Here is a 16,865-nt window from a genome sequence, read left to right on the forward strand (position 1 = left end):
AAATGGTCTCGATTCGACTGCGTCGACAAAAAGTTCCGAGTGGTGCGGTGATCTTTCTATCCGGTGGTTTCAAATCTGTTCTTTTCAAGGTTTTTGCACACCTTGTCGGCAGCAAAGACCTTGCCGTTCATGGCAATATAGACACCGGGAGGCAAGGATTGGACGGCACCGAGAGCGCAGCCTATATTAAATACCGCATCGCTGGTTTTAAAAAGGGCGGGTTCCAGCGCACCGGTGAGAACGATGGTTTTTTTACCGATGTTGGTCAGTGCCCTGGCAGTTTCCACCATGGTGTCCGTTCCATGGGTAATGAGGATTTGGTCACATGGGTCTTTGGCCACCGTTTCAGCAATCAGGGCCCGGTCCAGGGCAGTGAGGTCAAGGCTGTCTTTTCTCATCAGAGAATTGACGCTGTAGCTTATAGAAAGGTTGAGTTCCGACAACACTTTTTCGATGTTTGGCGGCCCCACCTCATACTCGCTTTTGGCATCGAAATAAACCTTGTCGATGGTGCCGCCAACGGCGATTATTGAAATGTCAGGCATATGTATTTCCAGAGAAAGATGAACAAAGACGACTATACCTTATGAAAGTGCAACAAGCAGCTTTTTTCTATAAAGGAGGAGCACGGTGGCGGTGAAAAAAGATCCGGTAACGATTCTGGTAGTCGATGACGACCAGGTACATCGGTATATGCTTTGCTCAATGCTGCAGGAATGGGGCTGGCGTTGTGTTGAGGCCGACGACGGTAGCACGGCGGTGGCCGCTGTCGAAAAACACCACTACGACGCGGTGTTGATGGATGTTCGCATGGCCAGGATGGATGGACGCGAGGCCTTCAGTCGCATTCAGGCCATGCAGCCCAGTCTGCCGGTGATCATCATGACCGCGTATTCTTCCGTTGATGATGCAGTCGAGGTTATCCAGCAAGGGGCACATGACTATCTCACCAAGCCGCTTGATTTCGACCGCCTGCGCCTGGCCCTCTTGCGTGCGGTCGATCATCATCAGGTGAGCAGCAAGAAACAGCAGGTGGAACCCGGCAGCCCAAAGCTGGAAACGGCGATTATCGGCAGTTCTCCGCCAATGCTCGAATTACTCGAGATGGTCAGTTATGTCGCACCGACCGAGGCGACGGTGCTGATCTATGGCGAGTCAGGGACAGGCAAGGAACTTGTCGCCGAGGCACTGCACGCGAACAGCGAGCGGAGAAAAGAACCTTTTATCAAGGTAAATTGTGCAGCGCTTGTTGAAGGTCTCCTGGAGTCTGAGCTTTTCGGCCATGAAAAAGGCGCCTTTACCGGGGCGGAAAAAAAGCGGGAAGGAAAGTTTGTCCAGGCCGACGGCGGGACGTTGTTTCTCGATGAGATCGGCGAGACTTCGCAGGCCATGCAGGTCAAATTGCTGCGGGTACTGCAGGAACAGGAGCTGCAACGTGTCGGTGGAGAAGAGACGATCAAGGTGGACGTTCGCATCATCGCCGCGACCAACAGAAACCTCGAAAAAGAAGTGGCGGAAAACAGGTTCCGTGAGGATCTCTATTATCGACTGAACGTGGTCATGCTGACCGTGCCGCCTCTTCGGGACCGGCGAGAGGATATTCCCCAGCTGGTGGAATATTTTGCCGGTAAATTCGCCGAGAAAAACCGGCGGGTTCTCGACGGGATAACCTCCGAATGCATGGAATTGCTTTCCAGGTACAACTGGCCGGGTAATGTCAGGGAGCTGGAAAATGCCGTCGAAAGGGGGATCATTCTGATGCGTGGCACTGAATTGACGGAAAGAAGCCTGCCGCTGTCCATACAAAAAAAACTTCCCGGCCATGATGCGCTGGAGGCACCCGAGCCCGTCTCTCTTTTTGATGCCGAGAAACAGCTTATCCTCAAAACCCTCATCGACACTGCGGGCAACAAGAGTGAGGCCTCAAGGAGGCTGGGGATCACTCGGAAAACGCTGCAGAGCAAGTTGAACAGATATGAAGAGTCGTAATGGTATGATAGCGGTTTATTAATGATTCGGCGTTACTTGACAAGGAAAAACCAGCTACTTATTGTTGGCACAAGTTTGAATATGGCGTGGTCTGTGTGTCATGAAGCGAAAGTCACTAAGACCCGGTGCGAGAATTGAAATTTGCTGACAAAGGGAGGAAATGGGTGAGCGAAGAGAAACGAAACGAAGAGCTTCAGGAGGACGCTGAAGTTGCTGTTGAGGTTGAAAGCGGTTCCACAACCCCCGAGGAAACCATTGAAATAGAAGAGCAGGGGGAAGAGGTGGAGCGGGACCTGGAAAAAGAACTCGCTGACGCGAAGCAAGAAATAGCCGATCTTCGCGATAAAATGCTGCGTGCGGCTGCAGAAAACGAAAATTTTAAGAAACGGATGGAGCGTGAACGATTAGCGAGCCTCAAATATGCTGGGGAGACAATCTTTAAGGAGATCCTGCCGGTGATTGACAACCTGGAGCGTGCTCTTGCGCAGGGAGGAGTTGACGGTGTTCCTGCCGAGAAGAATCTGGCTGCCTTGCTCGAAGGTGTTCAGCTGACACTGAAGAGCCTCGTTGCCACGTTGGAAAAGTTTGAGGTAAAGTCGATAGAGACTGTCGGCAAGCCGTTTGATCCCAAGCATCAGGACGCAATGACGATGGCCGAAAGTGACAGCGTACCGGCTAATCATGTCCTCACCGAATTTGAGAAGGGATACTCCTACAAGGACCGGCTGCTGCGAGCCGCCAAAGTTGTTGTCTCTTCAGGAAAAAAAGATGAAAAAACCGAAGGGTAAGCAATACTGAAAACAGTGTCAATCTCTTGACAAATAAGGGAAGATGACAACTTTAGAAGAGGTTGCCACTACCATGGGTAGAGCAATTAACAGAACGTTTAAAGAATGATGAACGGATAGATAATCCGCTGAGAATGATTTAAGGAGAGAGAAGATGGGTAAGATTATTGGAATTGACCTGGGTACCACCAACTCATGTGTGGCAATTATGGAAGGGGGCGAACCAAAGGTAATTACCAACGTTGAAGGAAACAGAACAACTCCATCCGTTGTTGCCTTCACTGATAACAATGAACGATTAGTTGGGCAGGTTGCCAAACGTCAGGCGGTAACGAATCCAACACGGACGCTGTATGCGATAAAACGTCTTATCGGACGAAAATTTTCTGACGTTGAGGTGAAGCGTTCCATCGAAATCAGTCCGTTTAAGATTGTTGAGGGCAGCAATGGCAGCGTAGCCGTAAACGTTGATGGCACGGTGTATCGGCCGGCGGAAATTTCGGCGATGATTCTGACCAAGATGAAGCAGACCGCGGAAGAGTACCTGGGCGAAGAAGTAACCGATGCGGTTGTTACCGTTCCCGCTTATTTCAACGATTCACAGCGCCAAGCCACCAAAGATGCAGGAAAGATTGCCGGACTCAATGTTTTGCGCATTATCAACGAGCCGACGGCAGCATCGCTTGCCTACGGTCTCGACAAGAAAGGTGAGGAAAAAATCGCCGTTTTTGACCTTGGTGGAGGTACCTTTGATATTTCCATTCTGGAGATCGGTGACGGTGTCTTTGAAGTAAAATCGACCCACGGCGATACTTTTCTCGGCGGCGAAGATTTTGATATGCGGATCGTCAACTGGCTGGCCGATGAGTTCAAACGGCAGCAGGGCATTGACCTCAGATCTGATAAAATGGCACTGCAGCGTTTGAAAGAAGAGGCTGAAAAAGCAAAAATGGAGCTCTCCACGACCAAGGAGACCGATATTAATCTGCCGTTTATTACTGCCGATGCCTCCGGTCCGAAACACCTCAATTTAAAGCTGAGCCGTGCCAAACTTGAAAATCTGGTCGAGGATCTGATTGAGCGTGTTGTTGGACCCTGCAAGACCGCGCTAAAAGATGCAGGCCTTTCCGCATCCGATATTGATGAGGTTATTCTTGTTGGCGGTATGACCCGTATGCCGAAAGTTCAGGAAAAAGTTAAAGAAATATTCGGCAAAGAACCGCACAAAGGGGTGAACCCCGATGAGGTCGTGGCTATTGGTGCGGCAATTCAGGGCGGTGTGCTGCGGGGTGATGTCAAAGATGTTCTGCTGCTCGATGTTACGCCGCTTTCCCTGGGTATAGAGACCCTCGGTGGAGTAACCACCAAACTGATCGAAAAAAATACCACGGTGCCGACCAAAAAGAGTCAGATCTTCTCGACGGCTGCGGATAATCAGCCGGCGGTTTCCATTCATGTTCTCCAGGGCGAGCGGGAAATGGCCCAGGACAATAAGACCATCGGGCGTTTTGAATTGACTGATATTCCACCCGCCCCGCGTGGGGTGCCGCAAATCGAGGTTACCTTTGATCTTGACGCCAACGGAATTCTCAGTGTCGCGGCGAAGGATCTGGGAACCGGAAAACATCAGTCGATCAAAATTACCGCTTCTTCCGGCCTGACCAAGGAAGAGATTGAAAGAATGACCAAGGATGCGGAGCTGCATGCCGATGAAGACAGGAAGCGCAAAGAGCTTGTCGAGACGCGTAACTCAGCCGATGCCTTAGTGCATGCTACCGAAAAAAGCCTGAAAGATCTCGCCGACAAAGTTGATGCTGAAACCAAGGCCAACGTGCAAAAAGAGATCGACAATGTCAAACAGGTAAAAGACGGTGATGACATAGATGCCATCAAAGCCGCGGTTGAGGCTTTGACCCAGGCCTCTCATAAACTGGCCGAATTGATGTACGCCAAGGCGGCGCAGGAGAATCCCGACGCAGCAGCCGGTGCCGATGCCAGTGGCGGTGGCAAGAAGAAAGACGATGATGATGTTGTCGATGCCGACTTCGAAGAAGTGAAGTAACCGGTAACACTTTTAAAAAAAGGGAGGAGGGGAAAATATTTTCCCTCCTCCCTTTTTTTTGTGCTTTAAGGTATGATATCGGCCGTCATTATTGGTCAACGGGAAACAATTCAGAATTTTTCTTATGCATTAAATCAACAGACAAAAGGCAGTCAGTCATGAAAATATTATCAGGTATTCAACCTTCCGGTCAGCTGCATATCGGCAATTACTTCGGTATGATGCAAACCATGATTTCTCATATGGAGAGCGATGAACTGTATGTGTTTATTGTCGATCTCCACGCCCTTACTTCCGTGCACGACAGTGCAAAACTTGCCACCGGAACCCTCGAAGCCGCCGCCGATTTTCTGGCTCTGGGCCTTGATCCTGACAAATGTATCTTTTGGGTGCAGTCCGATGTACCGGAGGTGTGTGAGTTGACGTGGGTCCTCTCGACTCTCGCCCCGATGGGACTTATCGAGCGTTGCCATTCCTATAAAGATAAGGTGGCCAAAGGAATTACTGCCACTCACGGGCTTTTTTCCTATCCGGTGCTGATGGCCGCCGACATTCTGCTCTATCAGGCGGAGCAGGTACCGGTTGGCAAAGACCAGAAACAGCATCTGGAAGTTGCCCGCGATCTGGCCATTAAATTCAATAATCACTACGGCGAGACTTTTGTCGTGCCGGAGCCGGCAATCAGTGAGACATTGGCGACCATACCCGGCATAGATGGTCAGAAAATGTCCAAGTCCTATGGCAATACCATCCCTATTTTTCTCGAGGGGAAGCAGTTGAAAAAGCGGGTTATGGCTATCGAAACCGATGCCACACCGGTCGAGGAGCCAAAAAATCCGGACAGCTGCAACCTGTTTAAGATCATGCAACTGTTTGCCGCACCTGCCCGGATGCAGGAAATTCATGATCTCTATGTCAACGGTGGGGCCGCCTACGGCTATCTGAAGCTTGAACTGCTGGATTTGCTCAACGATAAATTTGGTGAGGCGAGAAAGAAGAAACAGCAGTATCTGTCCGACCCGGCGATGTTGCGGGCTATCCTGGCAAAGGGCGCCGAAAAGGCCCGGGAGAAGGCGGTTGTCACCCTGGATGTTGTCCGCGACCGCGTTGGTTTGAAGTATTGATTTTTTTCATATTGCTGCTGCATTGGAACTTTCATTGGAGGAAAGAGCATGACCTATGGCCTGACCCGGGAAGAGGGACTGGAACTTGTCCGTACGCATTTGAAAAATCAGAACCTTGTCAATCATTCACTGGCCGCCGAGGCGGTGCTCCGGGCCATGGCCGAGCGGCTCGGGGAGGACCAGGACAAGTGGGGTCTTGCCGGCCTGCTCCACGACCTGGATACCGAAAGCCACCCCGATCTGGCCACCCATACCTCCGAGACGGTGGCCATCCTGAAAGACAAGGGGCTTGATCCGGAGATCATTGAGGCCATACGTCTGCATAACCCCACTGCCTGGCCCGGGGAGCAGCGCACCACCGTCTTTCATCATGCCCTTGCCGCCGGGGAGACCGTTACCGGCTTGATCATTGCCGCAGCCCTCGTCAATCCGGCCAAACAACTGGCTGCGGTAAAAGCCAAATCGATAAAAAAACGCTATAAGGAAAAGGCCTTTGCCCGAGGGGCTGACCGTGAGGTTATCGCTGAGTGTGAACAGGCGGGCATTCCGCTGGCCGAGTTTTGCGAATTAAGCCTTTGCGCCATGCAGGCAATTTCTGAAGAAATCGGGCTTTGAATGGAGAACTGAAGAAACTCGGTTAATGACAAAAGGGGTAACGGAACAAAATTTCCGCTACCCCCCTTTTAATTTTCACAACTCCACCCTGAGACTTTACTGGAAATTCACCAGTTCAACATCGAAAACCATGATTGCATTGGGCGGAATCGGACCACGACCAGACGGACCATAGCCGAGACTAGGGGGAATTATCAGAACACGCTTCTCACCCTTCTTCATGCCGAGCAGGGCTTCATCCCAGCCTTTGATCACCTGGCCGGCGCCCACCGGAAAATCAATCGGCTGCTTACGATCATAGGAACTGTCGAACTTTTTGCCATTCAGCAGTTTGCCGGTGTAATGCACAGTGACCATTGCACCTTTTTTCGGGCTTTCTCCCTTGCCTTCTTCAACAACGACATATTTGAGCCCGGAGGGGGTAGTCACGGCTTTCGGCCATTGTTCATCAATCAGAGCCTGTTCTTTTTCCAGTGCCGCGAGTTCTTTGTCCCGCTGGTTCTTTTCGAAATTTGCCAGAAGGGCATCAAAGGCCTTCTGGTCGCTTTGAAAGGCTTCAGCGGCGGCACCGACGCGGATAATCTCAATGGAATGAAGGAGGTCATTGCCGGCAATTTTATCGACTACGTCCTGGCCCGAGACAACATGGCCAAAGACTGTGTGCTTGCCGTCAAGCCATGGGGTGGCCACGTGGGTGATAAAAAACTGGCTGCCGTTTGTTCCGGGTCCGGCGTTGGCCATGGAGAGAATTCCCGGGCCGGAATGGGTCAGGCTCGGATCAATCTCGTCGGGGAAGGTATAGCCCGGTCCGCCGGTACCTGTGCCCAATGGACAGCCGCCCTGGATCATGAAGTTGGGGATGACACGATGGAATTTAAGCCCATCGTAAAATTTGTCACCTTTAGCCTTGGCGCCGCCACCGAGATCTTTCGTTCCTTCGGCCAGACCAACAAAGTTGGTTACGGTAAGCGGGGTTTTTTCAAATTCAAGCTTGCAGAGTATTTCTCCCTTGGCGGTGTCGAAATTTGCGTACAGGCCATCTTTGAGTTTTGTTTTTGCCATTCCTGATTCTCCAGATAAAAGTATAAAAGTAAAAATAAATACCAACAGAGTGCAGATTCTATACATAGATTGTCCTTTTGCAAAGGTTTTCAGGTAAAAAATATCCGTAATTTGATGGTATTTCCAGCTCGACACTCCAGTAAGACCAAAGAGCACCAGCAGATTGTCGGTTGCTACTATAGCGGATTACAGCCACGAATGACACTGATTCTTCAATGTTTGTTTCGGTTGCGATGCGACTCTCTCTTACGGCTGCGGCAGCGGGGCCGGGGGGAGAGTCAGTTCGACTTTGTAAAGAAGTTCCACGCCCTCGTCGCCTTTGCTCCTGACCACCTTGATGTCTACGGTTTCACCCGCCTTGGCGTCAAGCATGGCAATGCGCAGGTCAGCCATGTCGGACACAGGATATCCATTGACCTGCTGCAGCACATCACCTGCCAGCAGTCCCGCGGCCGCCGCCTTGCCGTGGGGGCTGAGCCGGCTGATTTTCAAAAAGCTTCGGCCATCAGCTTTCTCTGTATCAAGGACGATACCGATCTTTGGCGCTTCGGCAAGTTCCGCGGGAGCTGCCAGAAAATAATAATCCGCCACCGCCGCCAGGTCGGTGGGAGCACTCTCGTTAATGATATTCAACACCGAGGCCTGCTCTACCGGCAGTCTGCGCAGCACTCGAGGCGGTATGCCCGAGTCCTTGCGGGTATGCTGCGAGCCTGCCAGGACCACCATCTGATACTCCGGATGGCTGGTGAGAAAGGCGACGATATTTTCCGCCATGGTCTCGTCCCATAGTCCCTGGGCCTGGATAAAGCCGCTTACCGCGCCGCTGCCGTGACTGCCCTGCATATGTACCGAATGCATAAAGGAGAGTCGCTCGCCGTAGCCGGGCATATCGAGATTTCGGTCCCTGGGCAGGTCTTCTTGCACCTCTTGAGACAAAGTGTCGGTGCCGCCTGAGCGAAAGACCTCGGAGACAATCTGGCGGTCAAGATTGAGGCCGATGACCGGCAACCTGTTTTTCCTGGCAAAATTGATTATGTCCCGGAAGTAACGGTAATCAAATCGCCAGACATTATAGTAATCGGATTCTTTTAAAAAGGTGCGTTCATCAACCTCTTCGCCGCTTAAGGTATATTTGTCAAGCGCCGCCTGGGAGGAGGCGGGAAACATCTCCATGCCGATGGCAATTTTTGGGTTTTTTCTGTGCAGGGCCTCGATAATCCGCAGCTGCAGCAGATGGTCGGCAAGGGAGGTGTGGGTCTCACCGACATAGACCACCCGGGCGGCGGCAAGCTTTTCGACGATCCGTGCAAAAGGCGCCAGAGCGGAGGTCGCGCCACCGGCAGGCAGCTCCTCCAGGACAAACCGGAGTCCGGAAGACGTCGGTTCAATCCTTTTGGTCACGTTCCGCCCATTTTTGAAGGTCAGGTAGGAGTATTTGCCATAATGGCCGATGCGACGGGCAAGAGCTGCAGTCTGCTCTTTTGCACTGCTGGAAACCAGAACGGCCACATGATTGGGGTTCAGGGGATGACGACGTACATCGACAGTGAAGCCTTCTTCTGCATGATCCGCCCGGCCGAAAAGCCCTCTGGCCGGCGCCTGGTCGGGGCCAAGAAAGAGCAGATCATGTTCACTCAGTTCCAGGTTGCTGACTTCTGCGGCGGTGGTAATGCGCAGCCCTTTTTCATCCAGCGTATCGAGAAATGGTTGATAAAGGTCCCGGTCACTCTCCTTGCCAAGGATGACCAGCTTTTTTTCCGCGCCCATGAACCTCGACCAGACGGGGGGCAGCTCTTTTACAGTGAGCTGCCTGAGAAAGGCATGATCGGGATCAACAGTAAATGCCAGAGGTACCTGGTCAAGAGGAATGGATATATGGTTTTTTTTCTCGGTAATCGCCTTGTTTACCTCAATGGTCGATGACATCGTTTCAATGCGGATCGGCACGACCAGCGAAAAGGGCTCCGCCGATTGCTGGACCAGGGTAAAAGAGAGAATGGGGCTATTCCGGGCGTGATCGATTTTGATCTCTTCGACACCGAGTTCGGCAATCTCGCTTCTGGTCAGCCTTTCGGTGAAAAAACTGTCCAGGTCACCTCCTGAAGTGATGGTAAAACTCTTTTGCAGGTCGCTCCAGTCGGCCTGTTTGCCGTTATAATCGGCATAAAAAAGGCGTATGCCGTCAGCAAAGGCCTTTTTGCCGATCTTCTCGCGTAATTCGTAAAAGAGCAATGCTCCCCGGTTATAGCCCACTGCTCGCCGTGCTTCAGCCATCGGCTGGTTATGGCTTGCAGAGGTGAAAGCGGCCAGGGGAATGGCGGATTCCTTGTGCACATAGCTGAGGTATCTGGTAATACTCTCCAGGCGATCGGCAACCCCTTCACCTTTCTCCTCGCGAAAGGCATGGTCGGCGAGAAAGGCGGTCAGACCTTCACACCAGTTGCCCTCCGACGAGTCGACCTCTACACCATTACCGAACCAGGAATGGACGATTTCGTGGCCAAGGGAGGTTTCCTTGATGAAGGGGAGGCGCAGGACCATCTGGCCGAGAAGGGTAAAAGTCGGCATGCCGTAGCCGGTGGGAAGTCGGTTGGCGACGATAACATAGTGGTTATAGGGATAGGAGCCGATCTCTTTTTCATAACGTCTGAGAAAGTCTGCCGCTGCCTGGAGGTAACCGTCGGCAAGTTCGGCGTCTTCTTTAAAAAACATTGTATAGACCACCAGACCTTCACGGACGCGCTGTTTTTTCATGGAGTATGGGCCGGCATTAAAGTGGATGTTGGTGACCGGTTTGGAAAAAGTTGCCGAGACTGTGTTGCCCTGTTGTTGCAGTGGAAAGCTGTCGGCCTCCATGACTGCGGAAAAATGATCGGGCAGGATGGCGGTAACCTGGAATCGCATCGGCTGTTGCGGCAGCGGGTACCAGTTGCTGGACAGGGAAATCCCGTTAGGGCTGATCAGGTTGTCAAAATCTTTGTCGATGCTTCGGGTATACGAAAGGTAGAGGGTGCGTCTCGTCTCTGCCGCGGGAAGAATGAGCACATCACCGGGCGGCAGGAGTTCATGTTCCCTGCCGTTTTCATCCTGGAGCAGGGAGCCGGTTACCTCGAGGCCGTATAATGAAAGGGTAAGTTTTTCACCTTTTTTAATGGTAATCTTGCTGGTACCGATCAGCCGGCCCTCTTCAGGGACGAAGGACAGGGACAGCTCGTAGTTGCTGTTTTGCACTGCCGCTGCCAGAGATGGTAAAGCAAAATAACTGCAGAAAACAACAACGACAATGGTGATAGCGGTCGGTAGGTGATCAAAAATATATGTCATGTGACCTATTCCATGATAAATGAATGTGCTTACTTACCGGGGTGCATGCCCCGGTGGCCATTTTTCCCTTCCGGTCCGGTATAGAGTAATGTCAAAAGTCCGATCGTGCTAAAAATAATTCCAACTTTATTGTGGTTACAAGGTGTTACCGGTGAACAGCAACAAAAAACAGATAAAAATAGTCGGTCTCAACGCCAGGTTTACCCATTCGTGTCTGGCGCTTTTTTATGTCCGCAATGAGCTCTTGAAAAATTGTCCTGATATCGACTGCCAGTTGCTGCAGTTTACCATCAATGACAATTACTACGAGATGCTGCTTCGCCTGAGTGAGGAGCGTCCCAACGCCATCTTTTTTTCAGCGGCAATCTGGAACAGCAGTCTGATCGAGAAATTGACCGGTGACCTGCGTCTCTGCCTCCCTGACTGCCGGGTGGTCATCGGCGGGCCGCAGGCCTCGGTACTGGGGGATCGGCTCAATTGCGCAGAGAACAAAGGCGAGGATATCTGTACCGTGGTGCTGGGTGAGATTGAAGCAGTCGAACCGGAATTTTATCCCGACCTGCAGGCGGGGTGCCTGCGGTCCCGCTACCGTGGCTCATTTTTTGCCATGAAGAACCGAGGTTTTGACTATCCCTATCGATCGGAGGATTTTTCCGGACATCTGCAAAATCGGCATATTTATTACGAAAGCAGCCGGGGCTGCCCGTTCAGCTGCACCTACTGTCTGTCGGCGGCGGAAAAAGGGTTGTATCACAAGGAACTTGACACGGTACAAGAGGAATTACGCGATATACTCAGCCACCGGCCCAAGGTGGTCCGCTTCATTGATCGGACCTTTAATGATATGTCTGACCGGGCCCTGGCCATATGGAGGTTTCTCGCGGCCGAGGGCGGGGAGACACTCTTTCATTTCGAGATGGCCCCCGATCGGTTTACCGAGGAGATGTGCGATTTTCTTGCGACGCTGGCACCTGGGCGTTTTCAGTTTGAACTTGGTATCCAGTCAACCAATGAACAGACGTTGCTGGCGGTCAACAGGCGGGTGGATCCGGTCGAAGCACACCGGAGCATTGCCCGGCTGGTCAGTCTCGGCACCATACATCTCCATGTTGATCTTATCCTTGGTCTGCCCCATGAAACTGCTGTCAGCTTCGCCCAATCGTTTCGGGATGTTTTCGCCATGGGCGCCCACTATATCCAGATGGGGCTGTTGAAAATACTGCCGGATACGCCCATCTGTCAAGGAGCCGATGAATTCGGCTATGTGCACTGCAACGAGCCGCCCTATGCTGTCCTGCAAACGAGATGGATGGATCACCCGACCCTCGGGGATTTATATTGGTTTTCCGAAGGTGTGGAAAAATTTCATAATAACCGCTATTTTGTTTCTCTTTGGCGATACTTGCGCAGACGAAAGGAAGATATTTTTGTTTTTTTTCATGAGCTGCTCTCACGCTGCCGTGCCGACGGTTTTTTTCAGTTGGCGGCGACCCAGGAGCTGATGTGCACGAAACTGGTTGAGCTGGCCTCCAAACGAGAGGACCGGCAGCTGATCCTTGAGCTTCTCCGATATGACTGGCTTCGCTGCGGCTTTCGTTTTCTTCCCCCTTGTCTGCAGGTTGACAGTAATATAGAACAGCCGGAAGAGACAAGGTCCGTCCTGTATCAGACCTTGCCGCCGGAAATGGCCGGTGTCTACCAAAAAAATACACGTAACCATTTCTTCCGAAAATCCTATTTTTTACGAATTTCGCAGGGAGCGCTAACGGAAATTGGGCTATCGACAAATTGTGCCCGGCCCTGTCTGTGTATTCTGCAGGAGCGTGAGAATTCATTGCATTTGTTTTGCAATGTCATGATCTTGTAGGATAAATAAAGAAATACTGGAAAAAAGTTGACCTTCGGTCGAGTCGTTATATAGTGAGCAACTGTTTGGCCTTGTAACCAATGCTGAAAACGAACAAAACTCTCAATCAGAAAAAAGGAGTGTCGCATGCCGGTGTATAAGATTAAGAAAATAAACAATATTTCCAAACTGGGTTTGAAGCTGTTCGGCGAGAAATTTACAGTTTCCGCAGAGGAAGAAACTCCGGATGCCATTGTCCTGCGCAGTTCGCCCCTCAATGTTGACGATTATCCAACACTTCTCGCCGTTGCCCGGGCCGGGGCGGGCACTAACAATATCAATGTTGATCGGGCGACGGAAAGAGGTATCTGTGTTTTTAATACCCCGGGCGCCAACGCCAATGCGGTTGTCGACCTGGTGTTTCCGATGGTCGGCGTGTGGAAGCGAAATATATATCGCGGGATCGAATTTTGTAAGTCCCTTGCCACCTTAGAACCTGATAAGGTTAATAAAGAGGTTGAGGCACGCAAGGCTGCCTATAAGGGAGAAGAAATTGCAGGGAAGACCCTGGGCGTTGTCGGGCTCGGTCAGATCGGCGTGCGGCTGGCCAATGGTGGAGTGTTCAGACATATGAAGGTTAACGGCTTTGACCCTGCCCCGTCTTTGGCAAATATCCACCAACTGTCCCCGGAGGTTCGAATCTGTCGCAATCTGGGCGACGCCGTCGGCAATGCCGACGTGGTCAGTCTGCACCTGCCCTTGCTCGACCGGACACGTAATCTGGTCGATGCCGAATTTATCGCCAGAATGAAAAAAGAGGCGGTACTGGTAAATTATTCCAGGGGACCAATTGTCGATGAACAGGCAGTTATCGATGCGCTTGACAGCGGCTTTCTCGAAGCGTATCTTTGTGATTTTCCCAGTCCGGCCCTGGTCAAACACGAAAAGGTACTGACAACACCTCACCTGGGCGCATCCACCTCGGAATCAGAAGAAAATTGCTCGACCATGGCGGTGAAAGAGATCTCCAACTATTTGAAATACGGCAATGTAACGCACAGTGTCAATTTTCCGAATATCGAATCGACGCCAAGCGACAAAGCGCACTCGAGATTAATTGTCATTAACCGAGACGTTCCGGGAATGATTGCCTTTGTGTCAAATATCTTCGGTGACAATGATGTGAACATTGCAAGTTATTTGAACCAGTCCAACGGTAAGGTCGGCTATAATATCATCGATGTCGAATCCCCGGTTCCACCGGTGGTTATTGAACAAATTGAGAAGAACGCCGATGTTATCCGCACTCGGATAATCACCTTTAAACCGTAATTGCAAGAGTAAGTACCTGATTGTTAAAAAAATTAGTCGAGCTATCTCTTTGTAATCTTTTCTTAAGAGGAAATGCTCCTACGCTTTTTTTGATATAAAGTATAAAAAACTGAACACCGATGGATGGTTTTTGCTGGATTTGGCTGCAGTCACCTTTGTAATGTGCTGAATTTACGGTTTAACGTGATTGGATGAGAAATGGCATATGATATGCAATACTATTTATGCTTTATCTCTTCTCTCTTTTCTCCTGGAAAAACCGGACCCCCCTGCTAGGGTCCGGTTTTTCTATTTTCATCGACCATATCGGCAGACATCATCTTTTTTCCATGAAGACCACATCCCATAAGGTGGTGTTGCAGCGTTGCAACTTTTATGACAGATTTGTTCTCGCCGAGTACATTGATGTATCGATGAAACATATCGGTCCGTTTGGTTCACTTTACGGAAAAAAAGTGCTTTTGAAGCCGAATCTTATCAGCAGTGGTGGCCCTCGGCTCGCCTGTACCCATGGCGGCTTTGTCGCCGCAGCCGCCTTGTGGTTCCTTGAGCAGGGGGCTAAAGTGCTGGTGGGGGATTCCCCGGCCTTCGGCAGTGCGGCAAAGGTCTGTCAAAAACAAGGGATATCTGCGGCATTGCAGGGACTCGACGTGAAATTGGTTGATTTTGTCTCCCCGGTCCGGATGAAGCTGCCCGGCGGTTGCTGCGTTACTGTTGCCAGGGAGGCGCTGGCCTGCGATGTATTTGTCGGGCTGCCGAAAATTAAGGCCCATAATCAGATGTTTGTCACCATGGCCGTGAAAAACATGTTCGGCGTCATAAAAGGGGTTAACAAGGCAATGCTGCACATGGTTCATGGCGACGGTCACGACCTGTTTGCCGGAATCATTCTCGATCTCCTGTCGCTGTTTCCCTGTCAACTGCATCTGGCGGACGGCTTAGAGGTTATGCACGGATCCGGTCCACTTGACGGCAGCCCGCTGACTCTCAACTGCCTGGCCACGGCACGCTGCCCCGTGGCTCTGGACACCGCTCTCCTCGATCTTCTCCAGTTGAACCGAAACAGAAGTCCTCTTTGGCGACTTGCTGCAGCGAGAGGGATGGACGGCAGCGATAGAAACAATCTCTGTTTTCCTCTTCTTTCGCCACAGGATTTTTTTGGCTCAGGATTTATGCCTCCCGGCACCTTGAACAGCATACGCTTCAATCCTCTTCGATTTTTACGAGGATTACTGAAAAGAGTGCTTTTGCACGGTTCCGGCTGAAGGGGATTGGGATAGAGCGGACAGAAACAGCGCATTGTTTGGTCACCAGGAAAATAATTTAAAAATACGCATAAGGATCTGCATGTTTGATTTGCACGGAAAAGTCGCCCTCATTACCGGAGGGTCCCGGGGAATTGGCCGGGCCATTGCCATTCGCCTGGCGGAACAGGGCGCTGATGTTATCGTAAATTATGTCCGCCATAGAAAGGATGCGGGAGAGACTGCCGCAGAGGTAGAAAGATTAGGCCGGAAATGTCTTCTAGTCAAAACCAATGTTGCGAAGAGTGAAGACGTCAAGAAGATGTTTGCCGCTATTGACGAGGAATTTGCCCACCTGGATATCCTGGTAAGCAATGCCGCTTCAGGTGTGTTAAAACCAGCCCTGGAGTTGACGGAACGCCACTGGAACTGGGCAATGGATATCAATGCCAGGGCGTTATTGACGCTGGTGCAGCAAGGACTTCCTTTGATGCGGCGTGGAAGTCGGGTGATGGCCGTCTCAAGCCTTGGCTCGGTTCGAGCCATAGAAAACTACACCACGGTAGGGGCATCAAAGGCGGCGCTGGAATCGCTTGTCCGGCATCTGGCGGTAGAATTAGGTCCGCAGGGAATCAATGTCAATACCATCAGTGCAGGTGCCGTCGATACCGATGCACTGAAGCATTTTCCGAATCGGGATGAAATTCTCAGCGCAGCCATGGCTCGGACGCCTTTGGGACGTTTGACCACAGCACAGGATGTCGCCGATATTGCCTTGTTCCTCTGCAGTAATTTATCAACGATGATTCAGGGCCAGGTGATCACCGTCGATGGCGGTTATGCCATCAGAGGTTAGTGGGAAAAATGTATCATAACCAAGATAAAATTATTCTTGCCTCCGGATCTCCCCGCAGGCGGGAGTATCTTCAAGAGATGGGCATACGCTTTACCGTTCGAACCGCAGCTGTTGACGAGCAGCCTTTTGACCAGGAAAGTCCCCAGGACTTTGTGCTGAGAATGGCCAGGGAAAAAGCTGCCGTGGTAAGCGCTGACTTTTCCGACTATTGGGTGATCAGCGGCGATACCATCGTTTGCCTCGGGGATAAAATTCTCGGCAAGCCAGCTGATGAACGTGAAGCCGTTGCCTTGCTCATGAACCTCGCCGGCCGTGAACACTGTGTGAAAACCGGTTTCTGTGTTAGTCATCGAGCCCGTGGAGTGCAGATTGTCCGGTTGGTTACGACCAGGGTCTTTTTCGCCGATTTTTCTGAAGCGGTGGCTCGCGCCTATGTCGCTGCGGGAGAATCCCTAGATAAAGCCGGGGCCTATGGTATTCAGGGAAGAGGTATTTTTCTTGTCAAATCAATTGAAGGCTCCTACTCGAATGTCGTTGGTTTGCCGCTGTACGAGCTGATAGAGGTTTTACTGGCAAATGGTGTTATTGCACCGGGTTCACCCGGTTGCCTTGACGCCTGAGTG

At 51.3% G+C, this 16,865-nt stretch carries 13 protein-coding genes; 10 read left to right on the top strand and 3 right to left on the bottom strand.

All coding sequences use genetic code 11. The features are described 5' to 3' along the window. Nucleotides 1–56: 56 nt before the first annotated feature. Nucleotides 57–545 (bottom strand): asparaginase domain-containing protein, encoded by a 489-nt coding sequence (locus tag ACYQ8U_RS10035; protein ID WP_459945403.1) that lies wholly within the window; start codon nt 543–545, stop codon nt 57–59. Nucleotides 546–693: 148 nt separating this feature from the next. Here ACYQ8U_RS10035 and ACYQ8U_RS10040 point away from each other — a divergent pair, with 148 nt between their 5' ends. From ACYQ8U_RS10040 to ACYQ8U_RS10060, 5 genes are all read left to right on the top strand, one after another. Next, on the top strand, nt 694–1,989 hold the full coding sequence (locus ACYQ8U_RS10040) for a sigma-54-dependent transcriptional regulator (RefSeq protein ID WP_459945516.1): 1,296 nt from the start codon (nt 694–696) through the stop codon (nt 1,987–1,989). A gap of 164 nt (nt 1,990–2,153) precedes the next feature. Continuing rightward, nucleotides 2,154–2,777, top strand: a complete 624-nt coding sequence (grpE, locus tag ACYQ8U_RS10045) for a nucleotide exchange factor GrpE (RefSeq protein WP_459945404.1) — start codon at nt 2,154–2,156, stop codon at nt 2,775–2,777. A 154-nt stretch (nt 2,778–2,931) separates the two neighbouring features. Beyond that, the gene (gene dnaK / locus ACYQ8U_RS10050; RefSeq protein WP_459945405.1) at nt 2,932–4,839 is read left to right on the top strand and encodes a molecular chaperone DnaK; all 1,908 of its coding nucleotides are present in this window, start codon (nt 2,932–2,934) and stop codon (nt 4,837–4,839) included. A gap of 158 nt (nt 4,840–4,997) precedes the next feature. Further along, the gene (gene trpS, locus ACYQ8U_RS10055; protein ID WP_459945406.1) at nt 4,998–5,963 is read left to right on the top strand and encodes a tryptophan--tRNA ligase; all 966 of its coding nucleotides are present in this window, start codon (nt 4,998–5,000) and stop codon (nt 5,961–5,963) included. Between the two features lie 48 nt (nt 5,964–6,011). Further along, nucleotides 6,012–6,578: an HDIG domain-containing metalloprotein gene (locus ACYQ8U_RS10060; protein WP_459945407.1), complete on the top strand. Its 567-nt coding sequence runs from the start codon at nt 6,012–6,014 to the stop codon at nt 6,576–6,578. A gap of 96 nt (nt 6,579–6,674) precedes the next feature. Here the strand turns inward: ACYQ8U_RS10060 and ACYQ8U_RS10065 are convergent, their stop codons facing one another. Together ACYQ8U_RS10065 and ACYQ8U_RS10070 are read right to left on the bottom strand one after the other, a co-directional pair. Continuing rightward, nucleotides 6,675–7,640, bottom strand: coding sequence for a peptidylprolyl isomerase (locus ACYQ8U_RS10065; protein WP_459945408.1), 966 nt, complete (start codon nt 7,638–7,640; stop codon nt 6,675–6,677). A gap of 246 nt (nt 7,641–7,886) precedes the next feature. Then, nucleotides 7,887–10,964 (bottom strand): ChaN family lipoprotein, encoded by a 3,078-nt coding sequence (locus ACYQ8U_RS10070; RefSeq protein ID WP_459945409.1) that lies wholly within the window; start codon nt 10,962–10,964, stop codon nt 7,887–7,889. A 151-nt stretch (nt 10,965–11,115) separates the two neighbouring features. On the opposite strand from ACYQ8U_RS10070, the gene ACYQ8U_RS10075 reads away from it, so the two are divergent. The 5 genes from ACYQ8U_RS10075 to ACYQ8U_RS10095 all read left to right on the top strand — a co-directional run bounded on the left by ACYQ8U_RS10075 (nt 11,116) and on the right by ACYQ8U_RS10095 (nt 16,862). Beyond that, nucleotides 11,116–12,831 (top strand): B12-binding domain-containing radical SAM protein, encoded by a 1,716-nt coding sequence (locus tag ACYQ8U_RS10075; RefSeq protein WP_459945410.1) that lies wholly within the window; start codon nt 11,116–11,118, stop codon nt 12,829–12,831. 126 nt (nt 12,832–12,957) lie between these two features. Next, complete coding sequence (locus ACYQ8U_RS10080) at nt 12,958–14,142, top strand: phosphoglycerate dehydrogenase (RefSeq protein ID WP_459945411.1); 1,185 nt, start codon at nt 12,958–12,960, stop codon at nt 14,140–14,142. A gap of 224 nt (nt 14,143–14,366) precedes the next feature. After that, a complete protein-coding gene (locus tag ACYQ8U_RS10085; protein ID WP_459945412.1) occupies nt 14,367–15,407 on the top strand; it encodes a DUF362 domain-containing protein in 1,041 nt (346 codons plus the stop codon). A 91-nt stretch (nt 15,408–15,498) separates the two neighbouring features. Beyond that, nucleotides 15,499–16,242: an enoyl-[acyl-carrier-protein] reductase FabL gene (fabL, locus tag ACYQ8U_RS10090; protein WP_459945517.1), complete on the top strand. Its 744-nt coding sequence runs from the start codon at nt 15,499–15,501 to the stop codon at nt 16,240–16,242. 8 nt (nt 16,243–16,250) lie between these two features. Then, the gene (locus tag ACYQ8U_RS10095; RefSeq protein ID WP_459945413.1) at nt 16,251–16,862 is read left to right on the top strand and encodes a Maf family protein; all 612 of its coding nucleotides are present in this window, start codon (nt 16,251–16,253) and stop codon (nt 16,860–16,862) included. Nucleotides 16,863–16,865: the final 3 nt, after the last annotated feature.

Source organism: Desulfocastanea catecholica, assembly GCF_054657295.1.